The organism is Serratia sp. CY81684, assembly GCF_052166595.1.
Classification (GTDB): Bacteria; Pseudomonadota; Gammaproteobacteria; order Enterobacterales; family Enterobacteriaceae; genus Serratia; species Serratia nematodiphila.
In genome coordinates, this window is the sequence record NZ_JBJNOO010000001.1 from 1323379 (window position 1) to 1347003 (window position 23625).

At 59.7% G+C, this 23625-nt stretch carries 23 protein-coding genes and 1 other annotated feature (1 of these 24 only partly in view); of the genes, 18 read left to right on the forward strand and 5 right to left on the reverse strand.

What is annotated here, in order from left to right; genetic code table 11:
• Nucleotides 1-68, forward strand: a sequence feature (Phe leader region); it begins 55 nt to the left of the window's first position.
• A 186-nt stretch (nt 69-254) separates the two neighbouring features.
• Genes pheS through ihfA form a run of 3 tightly spaced genes read left to right on the forward strand, consistent with a single transcriptional unit; the run spans nt 255 to nt 3941 of the window.
• On the forward strand, nt 255-1238 hold the full coding sequence (gene pheS, locus ACJ8QF_RS06585; RefSeq protein ID WP_004931416.1) for a phenylalanine--tRNA ligase subunit alpha: 984 nt from the start codon (nt 255-257) through the stop codon (nt 1236-1238).
• Nucleotides 1239-1252: 14 nt separating this feature from the next.
• Complete coding sequence (gene pheT / locus ACJ8QF_RS06590; RefSeq protein ID WP_442537368.1) at nt 1253-3640, forward strand: phenylalanine--tRNA ligase subunit beta; 2388 nt, start codon at nt 1253-1255, stop codon at nt 3638-3640.
• A gap of 4 nt (nt 3641-3644) precedes the next feature.
• Entirely contained in the window at nt 3645-3941 is a 297-nt protein-coding gene (gene ihfA / locus ACJ8QF_RS06595; protein ID WP_004931414.1) for an integration host factor subunit alpha, read from the forward strand.
• Nucleotides 3942-4130: 189 nt separating this feature from the next.
• Here the strand turns inward: ihfA and ACJ8QF_RS06600 are convergent, their stop codons facing one another.
• The gene (locus ACJ8QF_RS06600; protein WP_442537369.1) at nt 4131-4262 is read right to left on the reverse strand and encodes a hypothetical protein; all 132 of its coding nucleotides are present in this window, start codon (nt 4260-4262) and stop codon (nt 4131-4133) included.
• Nucleotides 4263-4493: 231 nt separating this feature from the next.
• On the opposite strand from ACJ8QF_RS06600, the gene ACJ8QF_RS06605 reads away from it, so the two are divergent.
• The 15 genes from ACJ8QF_RS06605 (at nt 4494) to ACJ8QF_RS06675 (ending at nt 19899) form a co-directional block, all read left to right on the forward strand.
• Nucleotides 4494-4910, forward strand: a complete 417-nt coding sequence (locus ACJ8QF_RS06605) for a DUF2502 domain-containing protein (RefSeq protein WP_015377699.1) — start codon at nt 4494-4496, stop codon at nt 4908-4910.
• A gap of 179 nt (nt 4911-5089) precedes the next feature.
• Nucleotides 5090-6097 carry a vitamin B12 ABC transporter permease BtuC gene (gene btuC, locus ACJ8QF_RS06610; protein WP_004931412.1) on the forward strand — a complete coding sequence of 336 codons (1008 nt, stop codon included), beginning with the start codon at nt 5090-5092 and terminating at the stop codon, nt 6095-6097.
• A 45-nt stretch (nt 6098-6142) separates the two neighbouring features.
• Nucleotides 6143-6694, forward strand: coding sequence for a glutathione peroxidase (locus ACJ8QF_RS06615; RefSeq protein ID WP_325961921.1), 552 nt, complete (start codon nt 6143-6145; stop codon nt 6692-6694).
• A gap of 5 nt (nt 6695-6699) precedes the next feature.
• Nucleotides 6700-7455 (forward strand): vitamin B12 ABC transporter ATP-binding protein BtuD, encoded by a 756-nt coding sequence (gene btuD / locus ACJ8QF_RS06620; protein ID WP_442537370.1) that lies wholly within the window; start codon nt 6700-6702, stop codon nt 7453-7455.
• Between the two features lie 396 nt (nt 7456-7851).
• Nucleotides 7852-9006 carry a UDP-4-amino-4-deoxy-L-arabinose aminotransferase gene (gene arnB, locus ACJ8QF_RS06625; RefSeq protein WP_442537371.1) on the forward strand — a complete coding sequence of 385 codons (1155 nt, stop codon included), beginning with the start codon at nt 7852-7854 and terminating at the stop codon, nt 9004-9006.
• A complete protein-coding gene (arnC, locus tag ACJ8QF_RS06630) occupies nt 8993-9973 on the forward strand; it encodes an undecaprenyl-phosphate 4-deoxy-4-formamido-L-arabinose transferase (RefSeq protein WP_015377702.1) in 981 nt (326 codons plus the stop codon). The genes arnB and arnC overlap by 14 nt, the downstream gene beginning before the upstream one ends.
• Nucleotides 9973-11955, forward strand: coding sequence for a bifunctional UDP-4-amino-4-deoxy-L-arabinose formyltransferase/UDP-glucuronic acid oxidase ArnA (gene arnA, locus ACJ8QF_RS06635; protein WP_031300477.1), 1983 nt, complete (start codon nt 9973-9975; stop codon nt 11953-11955). The genes arnC and arnA overlap by 1 nt, the downstream gene beginning before the upstream one ends.
• Nucleotides 11952-12857: a 4-deoxy-4-formamido-L-arabinose-phosphoundecaprenol deformylase gene (arnD, locus tag ACJ8QF_RS06640; protein ID WP_004931406.1), complete on the forward strand. Its 906-nt coding sequence runs from the start codon at nt 11952-11954 to the stop codon at nt 12855-12857. Before arnA ends, arnD begins: the two co-directional genes overlap by 4 nt.
• Nucleotides 12854-14518: a lipid IV(A) 4-amino-4-deoxy-L-arabinosyltransferase gene (arnT, locus tag ACJ8QF_RS06645; protein WP_442537372.1), complete on the forward strand. Its 1665-nt coding sequence runs from the start codon at nt 12854-12856 to the stop codon at nt 14516-14518. Before arnD ends, arnT begins: the two co-directional genes overlap by 4 nt.
• Complete coding sequence (gene arnE, locus ACJ8QF_RS06650; RefSeq protein WP_004931404.1) at nt 14515-14859, forward strand: 4-amino-4-deoxy-L-arabinose-phosphoundecaprenol flippase subunit ArnE; 345 nt, start codon at nt 14515-14517, stop codon at nt 14857-14859. Before arnT ends, arnE begins: the two co-directional genes overlap by 4 nt.
• Nucleotides 14856-15248, forward strand: a complete 393-nt coding sequence (gene arnF, locus ACJ8QF_RS06655; protein WP_004931403.1) for a 4-amino-4-deoxy-L-arabinose-phosphoundecaprenol flippase subunit ArnF — start codon at nt 14856-14858, stop codon at nt 15246-15248. The genes arnE and arnF overlap by 4 nt, the downstream gene beginning before the upstream one ends.
• A 172-nt stretch (nt 15249-15420) precedes the next feature.
• Entirely contained in the window at nt 15421-15885 is a 465-nt protein-coding gene (locus tag ACJ8QF_RS06660; RefSeq protein WP_016927954.1) for an NlpC/P60 family protein, read from the forward strand.
• 59 nt (nt 15886-15944) lie between these two features.
• On the forward strand, nt 15945-16958 hold the full coding sequence (locus ACJ8QF_RS06665; RefSeq protein ID WP_004931401.1) for a lipoate--protein ligase A: 1014 nt from the start codon (nt 15945-15947) through the stop codon (nt 16956-16958).
• 510 nt (nt 16959-17468) lie between these two features.
• Entirely contained in the window at nt 17469-18200 is a 732-nt protein-coding gene (locus ACJ8QF_RS06670; RefSeq protein WP_004931399.1) for an EAL domain-containing protein, read from the forward strand.
• 256 nt (nt 18201-18456) lie between these two features.
• Nucleotides 18457-19899, forward strand: a complete 1443-nt coding sequence (locus ACJ8QF_RS06675) for a protein adenylyltransferase SelO (RefSeq protein ID WP_442537373.1) — start codon at nt 18457-18459, stop codon at nt 19897-19899.
• Between the two features lie 33 nt (nt 19900-19932).
• On the opposite strand, the gene ACJ8QF_RS06680 is transcribed toward ACJ8QF_RS06675, so the two are convergent.
• From ACJ8QF_RS06680 to ACJ8QF_RS06695, 4 genes are read right to left on the reverse strand one after another with little or no spacing between them, the layout of a single operon-like run.
• Nucleotides 19933-20718 carry a heme ABC transporter ATP-binding protein gene (locus tag ACJ8QF_RS06680; RefSeq protein WP_325961919.1) on the reverse strand — a complete coding sequence of 262 codons (786 nt, stop codon included), beginning with the start codon at nt 20716-20718 and terminating at the stop codon, nt 19933-19935.
• Complete coding sequence (locus ACJ8QF_RS06685) at nt 20711-21715, reverse strand: FecCD family ABC transporter permease (RefSeq protein WP_004931394.1); 1005 nt, start codon at nt 21713-21715, stop codon at nt 20711-20713. The genes ACJ8QF_RS06680 and ACJ8QF_RS06685 overlap by 8 nt, the downstream gene beginning before the upstream one ends.
• Nucleotides 21715-22545 (reverse strand): heme/hemin ABC transporter substrate-binding protein, encoded by an 831-nt coding sequence (locus ACJ8QF_RS06690; protein ID WP_160125420.1) that lies wholly within the window; start codon nt 22543-22545, stop codon nt 21715-21717. The genes ACJ8QF_RS06685 and ACJ8QF_RS06690 overlap by 1 nt, the downstream gene beginning before the upstream one ends.
• A complete protein-coding gene (locus tag ACJ8QF_RS06695; RefSeq protein ID WP_442537374.1) occupies nt 22542-23579 on the reverse strand; it encodes a hemin-degrading factor in 1038 nt (345 codons plus the stop codon). Before ACJ8QF_RS06695 ends, ACJ8QF_RS06690 begins: the two co-directional genes overlap by 4 nt.
• Nucleotides 23580-23625 lie beyond the last annotated feature (46 nt).

Sequence of the window (23625 nt, forward strand, 5' to 3'; positions counted from 1 at the left end):
GAGGCTTTGCGCGTAAGAAAAGAAACGAAAAGTAGCGCCTAAGCCTCCCTCGTGGAGGCTTTTTTGTTTTTGGCCATCGCCTTGCCTTGCACATTGCTGCGGCGAGGGTGGCAGACACTCAGTCGGCCCTGTGCCGCGCAGGCGAGCCGGCCGGCCGGCAACGTATTGAAAAGTCTTTGAATAATGGTCAAAGGCGTGTTCGAATATAGATAACAATTACTTAGGGCCATCCCGGCCAGAGGAAGAGGAAAGCAATGCCACATCTCGCAGAGCTGGTTGCCAATGCCAAGGCAGCCGTAGAAGATGCCCAGGATGTTGCCGCGTTAGATTTGGTGCGCGTCGAATATTTTGGCAAGAAAGGTCATTTCACCTTGCAGATGCAGTCTCTGCGTGACGTACCGGCGGAAGACCGTCCGGCGGCCGGCGCGGTGATCAACCAGGCCAAGCAAGAAGTACAGGACGCCCTGAACGCGCGTAAGAACGCGCTGGAAAGCGCAGCGCTGAACGCGCGCCTGGCGGCTGAAACCATCGACGTTTCCCTGCCGGGCCGTCGCATGGAGAACGGCGGCCTGCATCCGGTGACCCGCACCATCGACCGTATCGAAACCTTCTTCGGCGAGTTGGGCTTTTCCGTTGCCACCGGCCCGGAGATTGAAGACGATTATCATAACTTCGACGCGCTGAACATTCCAGGGCATCACCCGGCGCGCGCCGACCACGATACCTTCTGGTTCGACGCCACACGCCTGCTGCGCACCCAGACTTCCGGCGTGCAGATCCGCACCATGAAGAACCAACAGCCGCCGATCCGTATCATTGCGCCGGGCCGCGTTTACCGTAACGACTACGATCAGACTCACACCCCGATGTTCCACCAGATGGAAGGGCTGATCGTCGATAAAGACATCAGCTTCACCAACCTGAAGGGCACGCTGCACGATTTCCTGAACAACTTCTTTGAAGAAGACCTGCAGGTCCGTTTCCGTCCGTCCTACTTCCCATTCACCGAGCCGTCCGCTGAAGTGGACGTGATGGGCAAGAACGGCAAGTGGCTGGAAGTGCTGGGCTGCGGCATGGTGCATCCGAACGTGCTGCGCAACGTCGGCATCGATCCGGAAGTTTACTCCGGCTTCGCCTTCGGCATGGGCATGGAGCGCCTGACGATGCTGCGTTACGGCGTCACCGACCTGCGCGCATTCTTCGAAAACGATCTGCGTTTCCTCAAACAGTTTAAGTAAGGCGGGAATATCACATGAAATTCAGTGAACTCTGGTTGCGCGAGTGGGTAAACCCGGCCATCAGCAGCGAAGCATTATCCGATCAAATCACCATGGCCGGCCTGGAAGTGGACGGCGTGGATCCGGTTGCCGGCGCGTTTAACGGCGTTGTGGTGGGTGAAGTGGTCGAGTGCGGTCAGCACCCGAACGCCGACAAACTGCGCGTCACTAAAGTTAACGTGGGCGGCGACCGCTTGCTCGACATCGTCTGCGGCGCGCCGAACTGCCGTACCGGCCTGAAAGTGGCGGTCGCCACCGTGGGCGCGGTGCTGCCGGGCGATTTCAAAATCAAAGCCGCCAAGCTGCGCGGCGAGCCTTCGGAAGGCATGCTGTGCTCGTTCTCCGAGCTGGGCATTTCCGACGATCATGACGGCATCATCGAGTTGCCGCTGGATGCGCCGATCGGCACCGACATCCGTGACTACCTGAAACTGAACGACAACACCATCGAGATCAGCGTTACCCCGAACCGCGCCGACTGCCTGGGTATCATCGGCGTTGCGCGCGACGTGGGCGTACTGAACCAGGTGGCGCTGACCGAGCCGGATATGAGCCCGGTGGCTGCCACCATCGACGCCACGCTGCCGATCCGCGTTGACGCGCCGCAGGCGTGCCCGCGTTATCTGGGCCGCGTGGTGAAAGGCATCGACGTCACCGCGCCAAGCCCGCTGTGGATGCGTGAAAAACTGCGTCGCTGCGGTATCCGCTCCATCGATGCGGTGGTTGACGTCACCAACTATGTGCTGCTGGAGCTTGGCCAGCCGATGCACGCTTTCGATCTGAGCCGCATCGACGGCGGCATCGTGGTGCGCATGGCGGAAGAAGGGGAAACCTTGACGCTGCTGGATGGCAACGAAGCCAAACTGAACGCCGACACCTTAGTGATCGCCGATCATCAAAAAGCGTTGGCGATGGGTGGCATCTTCGGTGGCGAGCATTCCGGCGTCAACGGGGAAACTCAGGACGTGCTGCTGGAATGCGCCTTCTTCAGCCCGCTGTCGATCACCGGCCGTGCGCGTCGTCACGGCCTGCACACCGACGCTTCTCACCGCTATGAGCGCGGTGTCGATCCGGCGCTGCAGTACAAAGCGATGGAACGCGCCACGCGCCTGCTGCTCGATATTTGCGGCGGTCAGGCCGGCCCGATTATCGACGTGACCCACGAGAACGAACTGCCGAAGCGCGCCACCATCACGCTGCGCCGCGAGAAACTGGATCGCCTGATCGGCCACGTGGTGCCAAGCGAGCAGGTCAGCGACATTCTGCGCCGCCTGGGTTGCCAGGTGACCGAGCAGGGCGACAGCTGGCAAGCGGTCGCGCCAAGCTGGCGTTTCGATATGGAGATCGAAGAGGATCTGGTGGAAGAAGTGGCGCGCGTTTACGGCTACGACAACATCCCGGATGTGCCGGTGCGCGCCGATCTGGTGATGACCCAGCATCGCGAAGCCGATCTGACGCTGAAGCGCGTGAAGACCATGCTGGTCGATCACGGTTATCAGGAAGCGATCACCTACAGCTTCGTCGATCCGAAGGTGCAGGCGCTGCTGCACCCGAATGAAGAAGCGCTGATCCTGCCAAGTCCGATTTCGGTAGAAATGTCGGGGATGCGCCTGTCGCTGTGGACCGGCCTGCTGTCTGCGGTGGTGTATAACCAGAACCGCCAGCAGACGCGTCTGCGCCTGTTCGAAAGCGGCCTGCGCTTTGTGCCTGATAGTGCGGCAGATCTGGGTATCCGTCAGGATGTCATGCTGGCGGGCGTGATCGCCGGTCATACGCACGATGAACATTGGGATCTGGCGCGCAAGCCCGTCGACTTCTATGATTTAAAAGGGGATCTGGAGTCCGTTCTCGAGCTGACCGGTAAATTATCCGAAATTCAGTTCCGGGCGGAAGCCAATCCGGCCCTGCATCCAGGGCAAAGTGCGGCGATTTATTTGCACGGCGAACGCGTAGGTTTCATCGGTGTGGTTCACCCGGAACTTGAACGTAAACTGGATCTTAACGGCCGCACCGTGGTGTTTGAACTGGAGTGGAACAAGCTTGCGAGCCGCGCCGTGCCTCAGGCGCGGGAGATTTCGCGCTTCCCGGCAAACCGCCGTGATATCGCCATTGTGGTGGCTGAAAACGTCCCCGCAGAAGATATTTTGGCCGAGTGTAAGAAAGTTGGCGCAAATCAGGTAGTTGGCGTAAACTTGTTTGACGTGTACCGTGGCAAGGGCGTGGCAGAAGGTGACAAGAGCCTGGCTATCAGTCTGGTATTGCAGGATACCGCTCGTACACTGGAAGAAGAGGAGATAGCCGCTACCGTTGCAAAATGCGTAGAGGCTCTAAAACAGCGATTCCAAGCATCCTTGAGGGATTGAACCTATGGCGCTTACTAAAGCTGAAATGTCAGAACACCTGTTTGAGAAGCTTGGGCTTAGCAAACGGGACGCCAAAGACCTGGTGGAACTGTTCTTTGAAGAGGTCCGTCGGGCTCTTGAGAATGGCGAACAGGTAAAACTGTCGGGTTTTGGCAACTTTGATCTGCGTGACAAGAACCAACGTCCGGGGCGTAACCCGAAGACCGGCGAAGACATTCCGATTACGGCGCGCCGTGTGGTGACCTTCCGTCCGGGGCAGAAGTTGAAAAGCCGGGTAGAAAACGCCAGCCCGAAAGGGTGAGTGACGTGACATCAAAAAAGGCCGCTTGCGCGGCCTTTTTCTTTTCTGAGACAAAATTCAGTTTATTCCTAATGGGCAATGCATGAATTAAAATTATTCATTAAATCACCTCGGCGAAAATTTATTTAATCTCAATTGCGGAGTATTCTTATATCTTATTTTTTGTAGTGAGTGGCCATATTTGTTGTTTCAATGACGGCCGTAATAATGGCCAGGGCCGTCGCCACGGTGGCCACCGCCCCCGTGCGGGCCCCAGCAGCAGGCGCTCAGGGTTGAGGCCAGGGCTACAACGGCCAGCAGCATACCGATACGTTTAATCATCTTATAATCCTCCGGTGGAAATCCATTTAACTATAATTGCCGCGCCGCTTGAGAGACGTCAGTTATTCGTTAAATCTTGTCAGTGGTTATGATAATTAAAGGTGGCGGCAAACAGTGTAGGGATTGTGTAAGGCCGTCGAAAACAATCTGAAAATAGGCATCGGTGAGATAGTCGTTAAATAAGCACGCTGATATAACCACTGCAGCAAGAAAATAGAGTGAGAAGGTGAAGTGAAAAAGATCCTGTTGCTGGTGTGTTTCCCGCTGTTGCTGCCTCTGGCGGCGAAGGCCGATGTCTCCGTCGATATCAACGTGCCGGGCGTTTCTCTGCATCTGGGGGATCAGGACCGTCGCGGCTACTACTGGGATGGCTACGACTGGCGTCCACCGCAGTGGTGGCATGCGCACCAGGGCCGCGGCCTGGGTGAGCGCAATGCGCGCGGTATGTACTGGGACGGCGGACGCTGGCAACCTTCGCCGCCGCGTGGCTATGAGCATCGTGGGCCGGAACGCAGCGGCAATCCATTCCACGGCGATCGCGATAGTGGCGACCACGACCGCCGTCATGACGATCGCGGTGACCATGACCGCCGCGATGGTGGCCGCGGCCAACCTTATCCACCGGGCAACGCCGGCCCGCATCGTTAATCCCTGAGTTTATCGGCGGCTGGTTTTGCCATCATTGTTGCGATGACGGGCAAGGCCAGCCGCTGCTTTCCTGAGCCACTATCCACGCAAGACTTCCCCTTGCGGCGTTAACCCCCTAATATTCGACTCAAACGTCAATTATCCGGCCACGACAGCGGCCGGCAGGGAACCGCCGCGCCATGCCAACCAGCCGTACCTTCACCTTACTGTTGCAACATCAACGCTACCGCGATAAACGCCAGCTCAGTCTGTTGGCGCTGGGCGTGGCGGTGGCGTTGCTGGTCAGCCTTTGCGCCGGCGACCAATGGATATGGCCGTCAGCGTGGTTCAGCGATCGAGCGCAACTGTTTGTTTGGCAACTGCGTTTGCCGCGCGCGCTGGCGGTGATGCTGGTCGGCGCCGCCCTGGCGGTGGCGGGCGCGGTGATGCAGGCGCTGTTTGAAAATCCTCTGGCGGAGCCCGGTCTGCTGGGCGTCGCTAACGGCGCCGGCGTAGCGCTGGTGCTGACGGTGTTGTTGGGGCACGGTTTGTTGCCGGTGGCGCTGATGAGCGCCGCCGCGATAGCCGGTGCGCTGGCGATGACCTTCTTGCTGCTGGGCTTCGCTCGCCGGCGACGTCTGACTAATGCACGGCTGTTGCTGGTCGGCGTGGCGCTGGGCATTGTGTGCAGCGCGCTGATGACCTGGGCGGTCTATTTCAGCACCAGCCTCGATCTACGGCAGCTGATGTACTGGATGATGGGCGGTTTCGGCGGCGTCGACTGGCGCCAAAAGTGGCTGGTGCTGGCGCTGCTGCCGGTGTTGCTGTGGCTGTGTGGCCAGGGCCGAGCGCTCAACCTGATGGCGCTGGGCGAGGTGCAGGCGCGCCAGCTCGGGCTGTCGCTGCATGTGTGGCGTAACCTGCTGGTGCTGGCGATCGGCTGGCTGGTTGGCGTCAGCGTGGCGCTCGCCGGGGTGATCGGCTTCGTTGGGCTGGTGATCCCGCATATTTTGCGGCTCACCGGCCTGACAGACCAGCGCTACCTGCTGCCGGCCTGCGCGCTGGCGGGGGCCGGGGTGTTGCTGGTGGCCGATGTGATCGCCCGCGTTGCGCTGCTGGCGGCCGAGCTGCCGATCGGCGTGGTGACAGCCACGCTGGGGGCGCCGCTATTTATCTGGTTACTGACCCGGACAAAAGGCGTAAGGTAGTTTTCTTCATTCACCTGCCATTAAAAAACCAAAGGATGACAACCGATGAGCAAGCCAATCGACAACCTGCCGTTACAAACCATCGAAAATCAGACGACCACGCTGGGTGCCTATCAGGGCAAGGTGCTGCTGGTGGTCAACGTGGCCTCGGAGTGCGGCCTGACCAAGCAGTACGAAGGGCTGGAAGCGCTGTACGAAACCCATCGCGAGCGGGGGCTGGAAGTGCTGGGGTTCCCGTCCAATGAATTCCTGGGCCAGGAGCCGGGCAGCAACGAAGAGATCCTGGCGTTTTGCCGCGGCACCTTCGGCGTGCAATTCCCAATGTTTGCCAAGATTGAGGTGAACGGCGAACACCGTCATCCGCTGTACCAAGCGTTGATTGCCGCACAGCCGGAGGCCGTCGCGCCGGAAGGCAGCGAGTTCCTGGCGCGGATGACCAGCAAAGGGCGTGCGCCGAAGCATCCCGGCGATATTCTGTGGAACTTTGAGAAATTCCTTATCGCGCGCGACGGCACGGTGATCCAGCGCTTCTCGCCTGACACCACACCTGAGGATCCGGCGCTGGTGGCGGCGGTGAAACAGGCGCTGGCAGGGTAATACGGATGCTGCAACTCGTTGAGGTTGGGGTGGCGGGGCGCCTGGCGCCTTTTTCGGCACAGATTGACGGCGGGTTGCAGGTTCACCTGATCGGCCCAAATGGCGCAGGGAAGAGTACCCTGCTGGCGCGGGTGGCGGGTATGCTGCCGGGGCGGGGCGAAGTCTGCCTGGACGGACGCGCGCTCTCCGATTATCCGGGGAGCGAGCTGGCGTGCCGACGCGGTTATCTCAGCCAGCAACAGCCGCCGGTGTCGCTGATGCCGGTGTTTCAGTATTTGGCGTTGCACCGGCCTGCCGGCGCGGCGCAAACCGAGGTGGAACACACCATCCTCTATCTGTGCCAGCGGTTGAAGCTGGTGGATAAACTGTCACGCATGCTGACACAGCTTTCCGGTGGAGAATGGCAACGGGTGCGGCTGGCGGCGGTATTGCTGCAGGTGTGGCCCAGCGTTAACCCGCACAGCCGATTGTTGTTGCTGGATGAACCAACCAATAGCCTGGATGTGGCGCAAAAGGTCGCGCTGGATCGCCTGCTGCGCGAATTCTGCCAAAGTGGGCGCAGCGCGCTGGTGTGCGCACACGATCTGAATCATACCCTGCAGCAGGCCGATCGGGTTTGGTTGCTGCACGCTGGGCAGTTGGTCGCGCAGGGCATCACCCGTGAGGTGATGGCACCCGCACTGTTGTCGCAGATCTATGAAGTGGATTTCCACCTGCAATGGGTGGGGAACCAGCGTTGGATCATGACCCGCACGGCTTAATTCGCCCTGGGGTATAAATATAAACGAAAACTAAACGTAGTGAATATAAATAGCCGGGTAATCATCGGCTATTATTGTGCTGCCTCTCATTTTCTCGTGAGTTTTCTTGAAAAACGCCAATGACGTGCTACGCTTGATTCGGCAAAAATAAAATAAGTAAATAATTATTAATAAATATAATTACCTGATTTACATAATAAATTTAAATTAATGATGACAGCGCCTATCCATCAGTTCTCTTACTGATGACAAGCCTCGTCTTAAGGTTTAGTTAAGCTTGCGGCCTTACATTGGCAGTTAATCCACGGAAACGATTCTTCTCTGGCGTTTAATATTCGTTAAACGAAAGGGATTTACAGTGTCATCAAAAGCAGCTCGATACGTTTGGGGTTAACTATGGATCAATTTTTGCCTTTCTCTCGTCCGGCCATCGGCGACGAAGAAATCGCCGCGGTAGAGAAAGTGTTGCGTTCCGGCTGGATCACCACCGGGCCGCAAAACCAGCAACTGGAAAATGACTTCTGTTCCACTTTCGGCTGTAAGCACGCCATCGCCGTCAGTTCCGCCACCGCGGGCATGCACATCACTTTGATGGCGCTGGGCGTGGGGCCCGGCGATGAAGTCATCACCCCTTCGCAAACCTGGGTTTCCACCCTCAACATGATCGAACTGCTGGGCGCTACGCCGGTAATGATCGACGTTGACCGTGAGACCTTGATGGTCAGCGCCGCCGATGTCGAGGCTGCCATCACCCCCAAAACCAAAGCGATTGTTCCGGTGCATTATGCCGGTGCTCCCCTGCAGATGGATGCGCTGCGCGCCGTGGCCGAACGCCACCGCTTACCGCTGATCGAAGACGCCGCCCACGCGGTCGGCACGCGCTACAACGGCGAATGGGTCGGCGCACGCGGCACGGCGATTTTCTCTTTCCATGCGATTAAAAACGTGACCTGCGCCGAAGGCGGTCTGATCGCCACCGATGACGATGCGCTGGCGGATCGCCTGCGTTGTCTGAAGTTCCATGGTCTGGCCGTCGATGCCTTCGATCGCCAGCAGCTAGGCCGCAAACCGCAGGCCGAAGTGGTGGAGCCGGGCTACAAGTACAACCTGTCCGACATTCACGCGGCGATCGCCGTGGTGCAGCTGTCGCGCTTCGCTGAGCTGAATGCACGGCGTAAGGCGCTGGCACAGCGCTACCTGAGCGCGTTGGAAGGCTCGCCGTTCCAACCGTTGGGCGTGCCGGATTATCCGCATGACCACGCCTGGCACCTGTTCATGGTCCGCGTCGATCCAGCGCGTTGCGGCATCGATCGCGACCAGCTGATGGAGCGCCTGAAAGAGGTTGGCGTCGGCACCGGGCTGCATTTCCGCGGCGCGCACACCCAGAAATTCTACCGTGAGCGTTATCCACAGCTTTCTTTGCCGAATACCGAATGGAACTCGGCGCGGCTGTGCACCTTACCGCTATTCCCTGATATGACCGACGCCGACGTGGATCGCGTGGTCAATGCCTTGTCTTCTGTTGTGGAGTCTTTACGTGTCTCGCGTTGAACCGATTAAAAAAGTGTCGGTAGTCATTCCGGTATACAACGAGCAGGAAAGCCTGCCGGCGTTGCTGGAGCGTACTACTGCCGCCTGTAAGCAGTTATCTCAACCTTATGAAATCATCCTCGTCGACGATGGCAGCAGCGACAACTCCGCTGACATGCTGACCGCGGCGGCGGAAAAGCCGGACAGCCACGTGATCGCCGTTTTGCTGAACCGCAACTACGGCCAGCACTCGGCGATCATGGCCGGTTTCAACCAGGTGACCGGCGATCTGGTGATTACGCTGGACGCCGATCTGCAGAACCCGCCGGAGGAGATCCCTCGTTTGGTCAGCGTGGCGGAAGAGGGCTATGACGTGGTGGGCACCGTGCGCGCCAACCGTCAGGACTCCTGGTTCCGCAAAAGCGCTTCGCGCGTGATCAACATGATGATTCAACGCGCCACCGGTAAATCGATGGGAGACTACGGCTGCATGCTGCGCGCCTACCGTCGTCATATCGTTGAGGCGATGCTGCACTGTCATGAGCGCAGCACCTTCATCCCGATCCTGGCGAATACCTTCGCCCGTCGCACGACCGAGATCGACGTACGCCATGCCGAACGCGAGTTTGGCGACTCCAAGTACAGCCTGATGAAGCTGATCAACCTGATGTATGACCTGATCACCTGCCTGACCACCACGCCGCTGCGTTTGCTCAGCGTGGTCGGCAGCATCGTGGCGCTGTCCGGGTTTGTGCTGGCGCTGGTGCTGATTGCACTGCGTCTGCTGCTCGGCCCTGAATGGGCCGCCGGCGGCGTGTTCACCCTTTTCGCCGTCCTGTTCACCTTTATCGGCGCCCAGTTTGTCGGCATGGGGCTGTTGGGTGAATACATCGGCCGTATCTATACCGACGTGCGTGCGCGTCCTCGCTATTTTGTTCAGAAAGTGGTCGGTGCACAGCATGACCACAATACTCAGGAAGAAGAATGATGAAAGCTATTGTATTTGCTTACCATGATATTGGCTGCGCAGGTCTGAAAGCGCTGACTGAGGCGGGTTATGACGTGCAGGCCGTGTTCACGCACACCGACGACCCTGGTGAGAACAACTTCTTCTCCTCTGTGGCCCGTTTGGGCGCCGAATTGGATCTGCCGGTCTATGCGCCGGAAGACGTAAATCACCCGCTGTGGGTTGACCGCATTCGCGCACTGCAGCCGGACGTGATCTTCTCGTTCTATTACCGCCACATGCTGAGCGACGAGATCTTGTCGCTGGCGCCGCAGGGCGGTTTCAACCTGCATGGTTCGCTGTTGCCGCGTTACCGCGGCCGCGCGCCGGTGAACTGGGCGCTGGTGAATGGCGAAACCGAAACCGGCGCCACGCTGCACAAAATGGTGAAACGCCCGGACGCCGGTGACATCGTCGGTCAGCAGAAAGTGACCATTGCCGACAGCGACACCGCGCTGACGCTGCACAAAAAAGTGCTGGAAGCCGCGCAGATCGTGTTGAAAGAGCAGCTGCCGAAACTGAAGAACGGCACCGCTACTTTCACCCGGCAGGATGAGTCTCAGGCCAGCTACTTCGGTCGCCGCACCCCGGCGGACGGTGAGATCCTGTGGCACAAATCCGCCAAAGAGATCAACAACCTGGTGCGCGCCGTCACCGAGCCGTACCCGGGTGCCTTCAGCCACCTCGGTCAGCGTAAGCTGATCGTCTGGCGCTCTCGCGTGCTGGACACCCAACACGATAAACAGCCGGGCACCGTGCTGAGCACCTCGCCGCTGGTCATCGCCTGTGGCGAAGGTGCGCTGGAGATCGTTGCCGGTCAGAACGACAGCGGTCTGTATGTGCAGGGCAGCCGCCTGGCGCAGGAAATGGGTATCGTCACCGACGTGCGTTTGGCCGCCAAGCCGAATGCCGTAATGAAACGCCGCACCCGCGTGCTGATCCTCGGGGTCAACGGCTTCATCGGCAACCACCTGACCGAGCGCCTGCTGCGCGATGACCGCTACGACATCTACGGTCTGGATATCGGTTCCGACGCCATCAGCCGCTTCCTCGACAACCCGCGTTTCCACTTTGTGGAAGGCGACATCAGCATCCACTCCGAGTGGATCGAGTATCACATCAAAAAATGCGACGTGGTGCTGCCGCTGGTGGCGATCGCGACGCCGATCGAATACACCCGTAACCCGCTGCGCGTGTTCGAGCTGGACTTCGAAGAGAACCTGAAGATCGTTCGCGACTGCGTGAAATACAACAAGCGCATCATCTTCCCGTCCACATCTGAAGTGTACGGCATGTGCGACGATAAAGAGTTCGACGAAGACCATTCGCGTCTGATCGTCGGGCCAATCAACAAGCAGCGCTGGATCTATTCGGTCTCCAAACAGCTGCTGGATCGGGTGATCTGGGCTTACGGCGCCAAAGAAGGCCTGAAGTTCACGCTGTTCCGTCCGTTCAACTGGATGGGGCCGCGCCTGGATAACCTGGACGCTGCGCGCATCGGCTCTTCCCGCGCCATCACCCAACTGATCCTCAACCTGGTGGAAGGTTCGCCGATCAAACTGATGGACGGCGGCGCGCAGAAACGTTGCTTCACCGACATCAACGACGGCATCGAAGCGCTGTTCCGCATCATCGAGAACCGCGACGGCCTGTGCGACGGCCAGATCGTCAACATCGGCAACCCGACCAACGAAGCGAGCATTCGCGAGCTGGCGGAAATGCTGCTGGAAAGCTTCAACAACCACCCGTTGCGCGATCGCTTCCCGCCGTTTGCCGGCTTCAAGGACGTAGAGAGCAGCAGCTACTACGGCAAAGGTTACCAGGACGTCGAGCACCGCACGCCGAGCATCAAAAACGCTCACCGCCTGCTGGGTTGGCAGCCGACCATTGAGATGAAGCAAACCGTCGCCGATACGCTGGACTACTTCCTGCGCACAACCGTTCAGGAAGGGAACGGTGCATGAAGAAAGTCGGTCTGCGGGTTGATGTAGATACCTTCAGCGGCACCCGTGAAGGGGTGCCGCAGTTGCTGGACCTGTTCGAAAAGTACGACATTCAGGCCAGCTTCTTCTTCAGCGTGGGACCGGACAACATGGGGCGCCATCTTTGGCGCCTTTTGCGTCCGAAATTTCTGTGGAAAATGCTGCGCTCGAACGCCGCTTCGCTGTACGGCCTGGATATTCTGCTGGCCGGCACCGCCTGGCCGGGGCGCAATATTTCGCGCGCGTTGGGGCCGCTGATGAAGCGCACCGCCGAAGCCGGCCATGAAGTCGGGCTGCACGCCTGGGATCACCAGGGCTGGCAGGCCAAGGTCGGCAAGTGGAGCGAGGCGCAATTGACCGAGCAGGTGCAATTGGGCGTCGACGCCCTGAGCGCCTGCACCGGCCAGCCGGTGAAATGCTCCGCCGTGGCGGGCTGGCGCGCTGATACGCGCGTGCTGGAGGTCAAGCAGCGCTTCGGCTTCCATTACAACAGCGATTGCCGCGGCACCCATCCGTTTCGTCCGGTGCTGAGCGACGGGCGTCACGGTACGGTGCAGATCCCGGTGACGTTGCCGACCTTCGATGAAGTGATTGGCAGCGAAGTCAGTATGGCCGACTTCAACGACTATATTCTGCGCGCCATCGAGAACGATCGCGGCGTGCCGGTGTACACCATTCACACCGAAGTGGAAGGCATGTCGCAGACGGCGATGTTCGAACAGTTATTGCAACGCGCACAGCGGCAGGGCATCGAATTCTGTCCGCTGAGCGCGCTGTTACCGCAAGATTTGGCGTCACTGCCGTTGGGCCGCATCAAGCGCGCTCCTTTCCCCGGCCGCGAAGGTTGGCTGGGCTGTCAAACCGATGTGAAGGACGTTACATGAAGGCGCTAAAAGGATCCTGGGCCATTCTGCTGGCCGTTTTTTTTGCTCTGGTTTACCTGATCCCGCTTAATGGCCGCCTGCTGTGGCAGCCGGACGAGACGCGTTATGCCGAGATCAGCCGTGAAATGCTGCAGCGCGGCGATTGGGTGGTGCCGCATCTGCTGGGGCTGCGCTATTTCGAGAAGCCGGTAGCGGGTTACTGGTTCAATAACATCAGCCAATGGCTGTTCGGGGAAAACAACTTTGCGGTGCGCTTCGGCTCGGTGTTCAGCACCGGCATGACCGCGCTGCTGGTGTTCGCGCTGGCGATGCTGATGTGGCGCAATGCGCGTCGCGCCAGCCTGGCGATGCTGATGTTCCTGTCGATGGTGCTGGTGTTCAGCATCGGCACTTACAGCGTGCTGGATCCGATGATTTCGCTGTGGCTGGCGGCGGCGATGGTCAGCTATTACCTGACGCTGAAAGCCACCTCGGTCAAGGGCAAGCTGGGCGCCTACGCCTTGCTGGGCCTGGCCTGCGGCATGGGCTTTATGACCAAGGGCTTCCTGGCGCTGGCGGTGCCGGTGATCGCGGTGATCCCGATCGTCATTCAGCAACGCCGCATCAAGGATCTGCTGTGCCATGGCCCGGTGGCGATCGTGACCGCTACGCTGCTCAGCCTGCCGTGGGCGCTGGCGATCGCGCAACGCGAACCCGATTTCTGGAATTATTTCTTCTGGGTCGAGCATATTCAGCGTTTCGCCGAAGATAATGCCCAACATAAGGCGCCGTTCTGGTATTACCTGCCGGTTCTGCTGGCGGCGGTGCTGCCTTGGCTGGCGCTGCTGCCCGGCGCGCTGCTCAAAGGTTGGCGCGAGCGCGTACAGCGTCCGGAGCTGTTCTTCCTGCTGAGCTGGGCGCTGATGCCGCTGATCTTCTTCAGCATCGCCAAAGGCAAGCTGCCGACCTACATTCTGCCGTGCATGGCGCCGCTGGCGCTGCTGATGACCGCCTATGCGGAAGACTATGCCGCCACGCTGCGCGCCAGGCTGTTCAAGGCCAACGCCTGGTTGAACGGCCTGTTCGGGCTGATTGGCATCGTGGCGCTGGTGGTGTTGAGCTCCGGTCTGCTGCCGAAAGCGCATCTGTTTACTCCCCAGGAGTGGCCGAAAGTGGTGCTCGGCCTGATCGCCTTCGGCGGCTGGCTGCTGTTCGCATTGGTTTCTGCGCGCGATAACGGCCGCCAATGGCGCTGGGCGGCGGCTTGCCCGGTGCTGCTGTGCCTGGTGATCGGTTACGCCATTCCGCAACAGGTGACCGATTCCAAACTGCCGCAAAACTTCGCCCGCGCCACGATGGCCGAACTGAGCGACAGCCGCTATGTGTTGAGCGACAGCGTCGGATTGGCGGCCGGCCTGGCCTGGGAACTGAAGCGCAGCGACGTCCTGATGTACAGCCAGAAAGGCGAGGTGGCCTATGGTCTGGAGTATCCGGACGCCAAGGGGCATCTGATCAGCGACGCCGACTTCCCGCAGTGGCTGGCACAGGCGCGCAAGCAGGGCAATGTGTCGCTGGTGTTGCAGCTGTCCCGCGGCGAAGCCCTGCCGCAGGAGCTGCCGGCCGCAGACAAGGTGGATCGCATGAACCGTCTGGTGCTGATGTGGTATAAACAGCAACCATGATCGGTTTTTTGTTGGTGATAGTGGTCAGTCTGCTCACCTGTGGTGGGCAGCTGTGCCAGAAACAGGCGGCGCACTGCTGGGAACGGGCGGACGAGGCGCGGCTGAAACAGACGCTGCGCTGGTTGGCGCTGGCGGTGTTGCTGTTGGGGCTGGGCATGGCGGTGTGGCTCAATGTGCTGCAACGCCTGCCGCTCAGCCTGGCTTACCCGATGCTCAGCCTGAACTTCGTGATGGTGACGCTGGCGGCGCGCTGGCTGTTTCATGAGCCGACAACCGTTCGCCACTGGTGCGGCGTGGCGTCGATTATGCTGGGGATCCTGCTGATGAGCGTGCATTCATGAGGGGCTATGCCTGGGGCGCCGCCAGCGTGTTGCTGGTGACGCTGGCGCAGTTGCTGATGAAGTGGGGCATGGTGCAAATCCCGCTGATGTCGTTCGCCGACGTCTCGTTGGCGCTGATCGGCGACTACTGGCTGCCGCTGCTGGCGGTGGGCGGTGGCATCTTCGGTTATGCGCTGTCGATGCTGTGTTGGTTCTTTGCGCTGCGCCATCTGCCGTTAAACCGCGCTTATCCTCTGCTGAGCGTCAGCTATGCGTTGGTTTACCTGGCGGCGGTGATCCTGCCGTGGTTTAACGAATCCGCTACGCTGCTGAAAACGTTGGGCACGCTGTTTATTCTGTTCGGCGTCTGGCTGATTAACAGCAAACCCGAGACAAAATCGCCGCAATAGCGCCAAAACCGGCGATCCCGCCATTATCTCCCTTATGGCGCTTGCCTTTTTCACCGTGCGGGAGATAAATTAACGCCAAATGGCGCTCTCCTTACGTGATGCCGGCTTTGCCTCGCAGGCGGTGTGGTGGTGTACCGGATGGCATAGGCGACGTGTTCAATGAAGGGATATTATGCGGATGCGTGTGTGGTTTTTATTAGCCAGTTTGATCCTCGCCGGGTGTAGCAGCCATGCGCCGCCGCCCAGCGGCCGCCTCGCGGACTCTATCGTGGTGGTGGCCCAGCTCAACGAACAGTTGCGCCAATGGTACGGCACGCCATACCGTTACGGCGGTCTGGATCGCGGCGGCGTAGATTGTTCCGGCTTTGTTTACCGCACGTTCCGCGATCGCTTCGACATGCAACTGCCGCGTTCGACCGAAGAACAAACCTCACTGGGCACCAAGGTTTCACGCGATGAGCTGATGCCGGGCGATCTGGTGTTTTTCAAAACCGGCGGCGGTGAGAACGGCCTGCACGTCGGCATTTACGATACCAACGACCAATTTATCCATGCGTCGACCAGCCGCGGGGTGATCCGCTCCTCGCTCGATAACGTCTACTGGAAGCGGGTGTACTGGCAGGCGCGACGCATTTAGCCTTAACCCGTTGATTTGGTGTATCATGGCGGCATCTCGTGTTTTGAACGGTGCCTGCCATGAACAGCCTGCGTTTACTGATCTCCGACTCCTACGATCCCTGGTTCAACCTGGCGGTGGAAGAGTGCATCTTCCGCGAAATGACCACGCAAAAAATTCTCTTCCTGTGGCGCAATGCCGAAACGGTGGTGATTGGCCAGTCGCAGAATCCCTGGAAAGAGTGCAATACCCGGCGTATGGAGCAGGACGGCATTCGGTTGGCGCGGCGCAGCAGCGGCGGCGGGGCGGTATTTCACGATCTGGGCAATACCTGCTTCACCTTTATGGCCGGCAAACCGGGCTACGACAAGAGCGTCTCGACCGACATCATTCTGCAAGCGCTGCGGCAGTTGGGCGTCACAGCCGGCGCGTCGGGGCGCAACGATCTGGTGATGGAAACCGCCGACGGGCCGCGCAAAATATCCGGCTCGGCCTATCGAGAAACGCAGGATCGCGGTTTCCACCATGGCACGCTGCTGCTGAATGCCGATCTGGAACGGTTGGCGGACTACCTTAACCCGGATCCCAAAAAGCTGCAGGCCAAGGGTATCACTTCGGTGCGTTCGCGCGTCGCCAACCTGGCGGAGTTTTTGCCGGGCATCAGCCATGAGCAGGTATGCGACGCTATCGTGCAGGCCTTCTTCGCCCATTATGGCGAAACGGCCGAGCCGGAGATCATTTCGCCGGATGTATTCCCCGATCTGCCCGATTTTGCCGCGCAGTTCGCCAAACAGAGCAGTTGGGAATGGAATTTTGGCAAGGCGCCGGCGTTCAGCCACTTGCTCAACGAGCGCTTTGTCTGGGGCGGCGTAGACCTGTTCTTCGATGTGGAGAAGGGGGCGATCGTTCGCGCGCAGGTATTCACCGACAGCCTGAATCCCGCCCCGCTGCAGCGGTTGGCGGAGATGCTGGTGGGCTGCGCGTATCGAAGCGAGCCCGTTGCCGCTTGCTGTGACCGGCTGATGGCGGACTATCCTCAGCAGGCGGCCGAATTAGCCGAGCTGCGGCAATGGCTGAGCGAAACGATCCGCTAGCGCAGGCCTGGTGATGAAGGGATGAGCGTGCTCATCCCTTTTTTTATCGCTGAAATCGACGTTTTGCATGGTGGTAGCGCAGATTTTCTGAAAATCAAGGTGGGCATTTTTTTACGTTTTCAATGCCGCGAATAACGGGCGGAATTGATGCGTTATTAAATTTAATCAGTCGTCGTTAACGGCAGGGAAAATTGGCGTTAAGAAGGAAAGATTATTTTACTTTATTTAGGATTTTTCTTAAATAAAACAAAGGAGATAAGTCAAATTTAGCCATAAATCCATTCAACTTAAGTCAAATACCTTTTCGCATAACGCGTTTGGCGGCTACTTTGGCATAAGTCCGGCTGCTTTTCTTTGCGCCTTTTACGATTGTCGTATAGCTTTAATCTATCAATTAAATGATATTTCATGGGTATTTACATTGATATTTCCGATTAATCCCAGAGGGATTGATCGATAAAATGTATTGATATACGATGATACGCTAGCCATTCATCCTGTGGCATTAAAATGAACATCCAACTCGAAGCTGACTTTATTAGTAGCTATGTTTTTCAACCTGTTTACTCAATGGAGGGCGGGCTGTTGGCGGTGGAAATGTTGAGCCGTTTCAACAGTCTCGACGGTGATTTAGCCATGCCGGCCGAAATTGGGATTAATTTATTGGCGCCTGAACAAAGGATTGAGTTATTTAATGAGCAACTGAAACTTGCGGAGCAGCATGCGGCTTGGTTTACCGATAACAACGTACAGTTGACCATCAATATCGAAGAAACCATCGTTGAGCTTATTCTTTCCGATTCGGCGTTGTGCCAAAGGATCGGGCAATATCCTTTTATTGCATTTGAAATGAGTGAGAGTTTTCCGAATCTTTCGGCCGGTAAGAACAACCCGAGCGTGCGGCGATTAAGCGAAATGTTTACGCTGTGGCTCGATGATTTCGGTTCCGGTAAGGCCACGTTGACCGCGTTGTACGATGGTTTGTTTGACTACGTAAAGATAGACAAACGTTTTTACTGGCAGCTGTTTACCCATCAGGGGTATGACGTGGTCATTGACTCGTTGTTAAAGAATATCAACCTGTTATGTAACGGCGTGATCGTCGGAGGAATAGAGAAAAAAGAGTATTTTAATAAACTCAGATACGCCGGTGTTTTAGGCCTGCAAGGTTTTTTATGGCCCAGCGTTGGTGTGGATAATCTGCAAGCTTTGCTGACGATGCCCAGCGAGTTCAATAATTAAGAAGTGATATAAAAAACTACACCCTATGAGGTAAATAATGCGCGGGGTGAGGTTAACGTGATTCCGCCGTCGTTATTCACCTCGTTTGGGGCTGATAATCGCGTTTGTCCGCCAGCGTTAAACCGCGTTCCCACCGTCAGGCGGAAGCGCCAAACTCCCTGCATCCGTCCTGACGGCAGGCGGATGCGTTCTCCCTGCATTCCTTCGGTGTTATTCCGCCCGTTCACGCTCTACACTACGCTGAAACGGAGGGCCTATGCCGCAGTTCGATAACGCTTACTACCAACAGTTACCTGGTTTCTACACCGCTCTGAATCCGACGCCGCTCAAGGATACGCGCCTGCTGTACCATAGCGAGCCGCTGGCGCGCGAGCTGGGGCTGGATGAAAGTTGGTTTACTCAGGATAAAACCCCGATTTGGGCGGGAGAAACGCTGCTGCCGGGCATGCAGCCGCTGGCGCAGGTGTACAGTGGCCACCAGTTCGGCGTGTGGGCCGGGCAACTGGGCGATGGCCGCGGCATTTTGCTGGGCGAACAGGTCATGGCGGACGGCAGCCACCGCGACTGGCACCTGAAGGGCGCCGGGCTGACGCCGTATTCACGCATGGGGGATGGCCGCGCGGTGCTGCGTTCGGTTGTCCGCGAGTTTCTGGCCTCTGAGGCGTTGCACCATCTGGGGATCCCCACCACGCGTGCGTTAACTATTGTCACCAGTCAACAACCGGTATATCGCGAGCAGCCGGAACGCGGCGCGATGCTGCTGCGGGTGGCGGAAAGCCATGTGCGCTTCGGCCACTTCGAACACTTTTACTACCGCAAACAGCCGGAGCAGGTGCGGCAGCTGGCGGATTTCGTCATTGCCCGTCACTGGCCGCAGCTGCAGGATCAGGCCGATCGTTACCAGCTGTGGTTTACCGACGTGGTGGAACGGACGGCGCGCCTGATCGCCCATTGGCAAACCGTCGGTTTCGCTCACGGCGTGATGAACACCGACAACATGTCGATTCTCGGTATCACCATCGATTACGGCCCTTACGGCTTCCTCGATGACTACCAGCCCGGCTATATCTGCAACCATTCCGACCACCAGGGGCGTTATGCCTATGACAATCAGCCGGCGGTGGCGCTGTGGAACCTGCATCGCCTGGCGCAAACCTTGTCTGGGCTAATGACCACTGAACAGCTGCAGCAGGCGCTGGCGGCGTATGAACCGGCGCTGATGCGCGCCTATGGCGAACAGATGCGCGCCAAACTCGGCTTCTTCACGCCGACGGCGCAGGATAATGACGTGCTCACCGGCCTGTTGAGCCTGATGGCGCAGGAAGGGCGGGACTATACCCGCACGTTCCGCCTGTTGAGCGAGACCGAACAGCAGCAGGCGCAGTCGCCGCTGCGCGACGAGTTTATTGACCGTGCGGCGTTCGATGCCTGGTATCAGCAGTATCGTCAGCGTTTGCAACAGGAGCAGGTGAGCGATGCGGATCGGCAACGGGCGATGAAGGCGGTGAACCCGCGCCTGATCCTGCGCAACTATCTGGCGCAGCAGGCGATTGAGGATGCGGAGAAAGACGACGTGGGCCGTTTGCGGCGGTTGCATCAGGCCCTGCTGCGGCCGTTCGACGAGGCGCCGGAGTATGACGATCTCGCCGCGCTGCCGCCGGACTGGGGCAAGCATCTGGAGATTTCCTGCTCCAGCTGAGATGAAAAAGGGCGCCTAATGGCGCCCTTGACGTTATTGACGCAGGTAGACCTGCGGCAGCGGCACTTCGGGATGATGCACCACGCTGAGATCGGCCTGATACCAGCGGGTGAGGATCTCCGTCTGCAGCACCTCCTGCGGCGTGCCGCTCGCCACCAGGCGCCCCTGATGCAACAGCAGGATCCGATCGGCATACAGCGCCGCCAGATTAAGATCGTGCAGCACGCAGCAGACGCCCAACGGCTGTTGGCGCGTCAGCGAGCGCAGCAGGCGCAGGGTGTGCTGCTGGTGGTACAGATCCAGCGCCGAGGTCGGCTCGTCGAGAAACAGCCAGGCGGGGGACGGTTGCGGTTGCCACAGCTGCGCCAACACCCGCGCTAGCTGCACCCGCTGCTGTTCGCCGCCGGAAAGCTGACGGTAGTCCCGCTGCGCCAGCGCCAGGCAGTCGGTTTGCGCCATTACCTGCTGGATCGCCTGATGCTGGTCGCGTTTGCCGTGCGGCGCCCGCCCCATGCTGACCACTTCTTCCACGCTGAAGGGAAACGCCAGATCGCTGTACTGGCGCATCACGGCCCGGACTTTGGCCAACTGTTGCGGCGCCCAGTGTTCCAGCGGGCGGTCAAGCAGCCGGCATTCGCCGCAGTCCGGCGTCAGATAGCCGGTCAGCAAGCGCAGCAGCGTCGATTTTCCGGCGCCGTTAGGGCCGATAATCGCCACCATTTCACCGCCGGCGAGGCTGAGCGAAACGTCGTTGATCAGGCGGCGCGCACCGAGGCTGTAACGCAGCTCTCGGGCCGTCAGGCAGGCGGCGTTATCCACCGGTTCGCTCCCGCTGGCGCATCACCAGCCACAAGAAGTAAGGACCGCCGATCAGGCTGGTCATCAACCCCACCGGCATTTCGGCCGGCGCCACCAGCGTGCGAGCCAGCGTATCGCTGACCAGCAACAGGCAGGCGCCGCCCAGCGCGGAGCAGGGCAGCAGCCAGCGGTGATCGCCGCCGAGGCGCATGCGCACCAGATGCGGCACCACCAGACCGACGAAGCCGATCACGCCGCTCATCGCCACCGCGGCGCCGATCAGCAGGGCGCTCAGCAACAGCAGCTGCAGCTTGGCGCGCTGGACGTTCACCCCGAGGTAGTGGGCCTCTTCATCCCCCAGCTGCAACAGGTTCAGCCGGCGCGCCTGCAGCAGCGTCAGCAGCGCCGTAGGCAAAATCAGCGAGGCGGAAACCGCCAGCGTCGGCCACTGCGACTGGCTGAGGCTGCCCATCATCCACAGCGAGAACTGGCGCAGCTGTTGATCGCTGCTGACGTAGGAGAGCACGCCGATGGCCGCCATGCACAGGGCGTTGATGGCGATGCCCGCCAGCAGCAGTCGCGACAGATTGCCGTGCCCGCTGCGGCTGATGCCGTAGATCAATAACGATACCAGCAGGCTGCCGAGGAACGCCGCCAGCATATGGCCGTACAGCGCGATCGTCACCGGCAACGCCAGCGGCATCACGATGAACAGCGCGACAAACAGCGCGCCGCCGCTGCTGATGCCCAGCAGGCTAGGATCCGCCAGCGGGTTGCGGAACAGCCCCTGCATCACGGCGCCGGACACCGCCAGCGCGCAGCCGATCACCACCGCCAGCAGCACGCGCGGCAGGCGGATATTCAGCCAGATGTGCCAGGCGGCGTCGCTGAACGGTTCGCGCCACAGGGTGCGAAACGACAGCGTCAGCGCGCCGAGATTAGCGGCGACCAGCGCCAGCAGCGTCAGCAGCACCAGCAGACCGATGATGGCCCACTGAGGCGAGGTGCGGCAGCGCATTACTTTTGCTCCGCCGCGTGGCGCAGCTTGGCCAGCGCCGCCGGCGTTTCCAGGCCGAAGCCCAGCAGCGCCATGTCATCGACGATCAGCACGCGCCGCTGTTTGCCCGCCGGCGTCAGCGCCAGGCCCGGCAGCGTCCACAGCTGCTGTTCGCCGCCGAGGGTGCGCACGCCGTCGGTGGTGACCAGCAACAGATCCGGCGCGCTGGCGATGACGCCTTCCTGCGACAGCGGACGGTAGCGGTCAAAGCCCTGCATGGCGTTTTTCAGGCCGGCGGCGGCGATCACCGCGTCGGCGGCGGTGTGTTGCCCGGCGGCCATCGGCGTAATGCCGCCGTGGCTCATCACAAACAACACCTTCACCGGCAGCGGAGTGGTATCGACCGCCGCCAGCTGCTGTTGATAGCGCTCGCTCAACTGCTTGCCTTGCTCAACGCGTTGCAACGCGGCGGCGATCGCGGCGATCTTCTGCGGCACCGCCTGCAGGGTGGTGTCGCCCGGTACGCTGACCACTTTGACGCCGCTGTCCGCCAGCTGTTTGAGCACCAGCGCCGGCTGTGCCAGCTCGGTCGTCAGCACCAGCGTCGGCTTCAGCGCCAGAATGCCTTCGGCGTTCAGCTGGCGCATATAGCCGACGTCCGGCAGCTTTTTCACCGCTTCCGGGTGCAGGCTGGTGCTATCGCGGGCGATCACTTCGTCGCCGGCGCCGAGCGCAAAGGCGATTTCCGTCACGTCGCCGCCGATCGAGACGATGCGCTGTGCCGCCGCGGCGGTGAGCGGCAGCGCCAGCGTCATCATCAGCGCCAGGCGGCGGATTAAGGAAGATTTCATGCGGCGATATCCTTGGCGGCGAGCGCAGCAACCTGTTCGCGCCATTGGGTTTGCTCAGGCTGGCCTTCGGTGCGTTGGCCATACAGTTGCGCGATCTGCGTGCCGTCTGCGGCGAACAGCTCCAGGCTGGTGACGATGCCGTCCTTGGTCGGTTTACGGGTGATCCAGCTTTCGGCGATGGCGTCTTCAATCAGGTGCAGCGTGAAGCGGCGGTTGAACACGTTGATCCAGCCTTCCTGCGGCATCAAACGTTCGATCTGGCCGGTGAAGATCTGCACGCAGCCGCGGTTGCCGACGAAGATCATGATCTCGTTTTGCTGCTGCTGCGCCGCTTCGAGCAGCTGCGACAGCGCGCTGTTGTCTACCTGATAGGCCAGATCGTGGCCGACGGCGCGGAAGGCCTGTTGGCGCGTGAGCTTATTGCGGCTCAGCAGCTGGAAGAACTGGTGAACGTCGGTCATCGCACGCCATTCAGCGTCGATTTTGGCATGATCCTGCGTCGTTTCATCCGAGGTGCTCGCCTCGGCGGGCTGCAGGGCCAGCGCCGGGTTTTCTTCGCTCAGATGGCGCTCCACCAGTGCCATCCAGGCCGGCAGATCGGTTTCTTCGGTGGTATAGACCTTGTGCAGCGCATCGCCCTGTTGGTCGAAGAACTGAATGCTGTGGCGCACGCCGCGCTTGTTGGTTTCGCTCATGGCGAAAACGCTGGTCCAGTGGTTGAGGAACAGGCGCAGATCCAGCTCGCGCGGGTTGAGGATCAGCCCGGCGTGGCCGTTTAGATGTTGGTTGCGGTAGCGGCCCATCTGCTCATGCACCGCATAGCTGTTACGGGTGATGGACTTGGTGACGCCCACTTGCTCGAGTTCGGTCAGCAACGTGCGGGCGTCGGCCTGCAGGCGGCGGGCGTCGTGGCCAACGCGGGCGTGCGTCAGTTCCGCTTCGCTGACGCCGAGGATCGCCGCCAGATCGCGGGCGTATTTGCCGGGGTGGTCGATTTTGGCCTGTTGGTAGCGTTCGTATAGGGTGTTGCTCATGCGGGATTCTCCTGCGCTGTAATGCGAACGGCGGACACACCGGGTA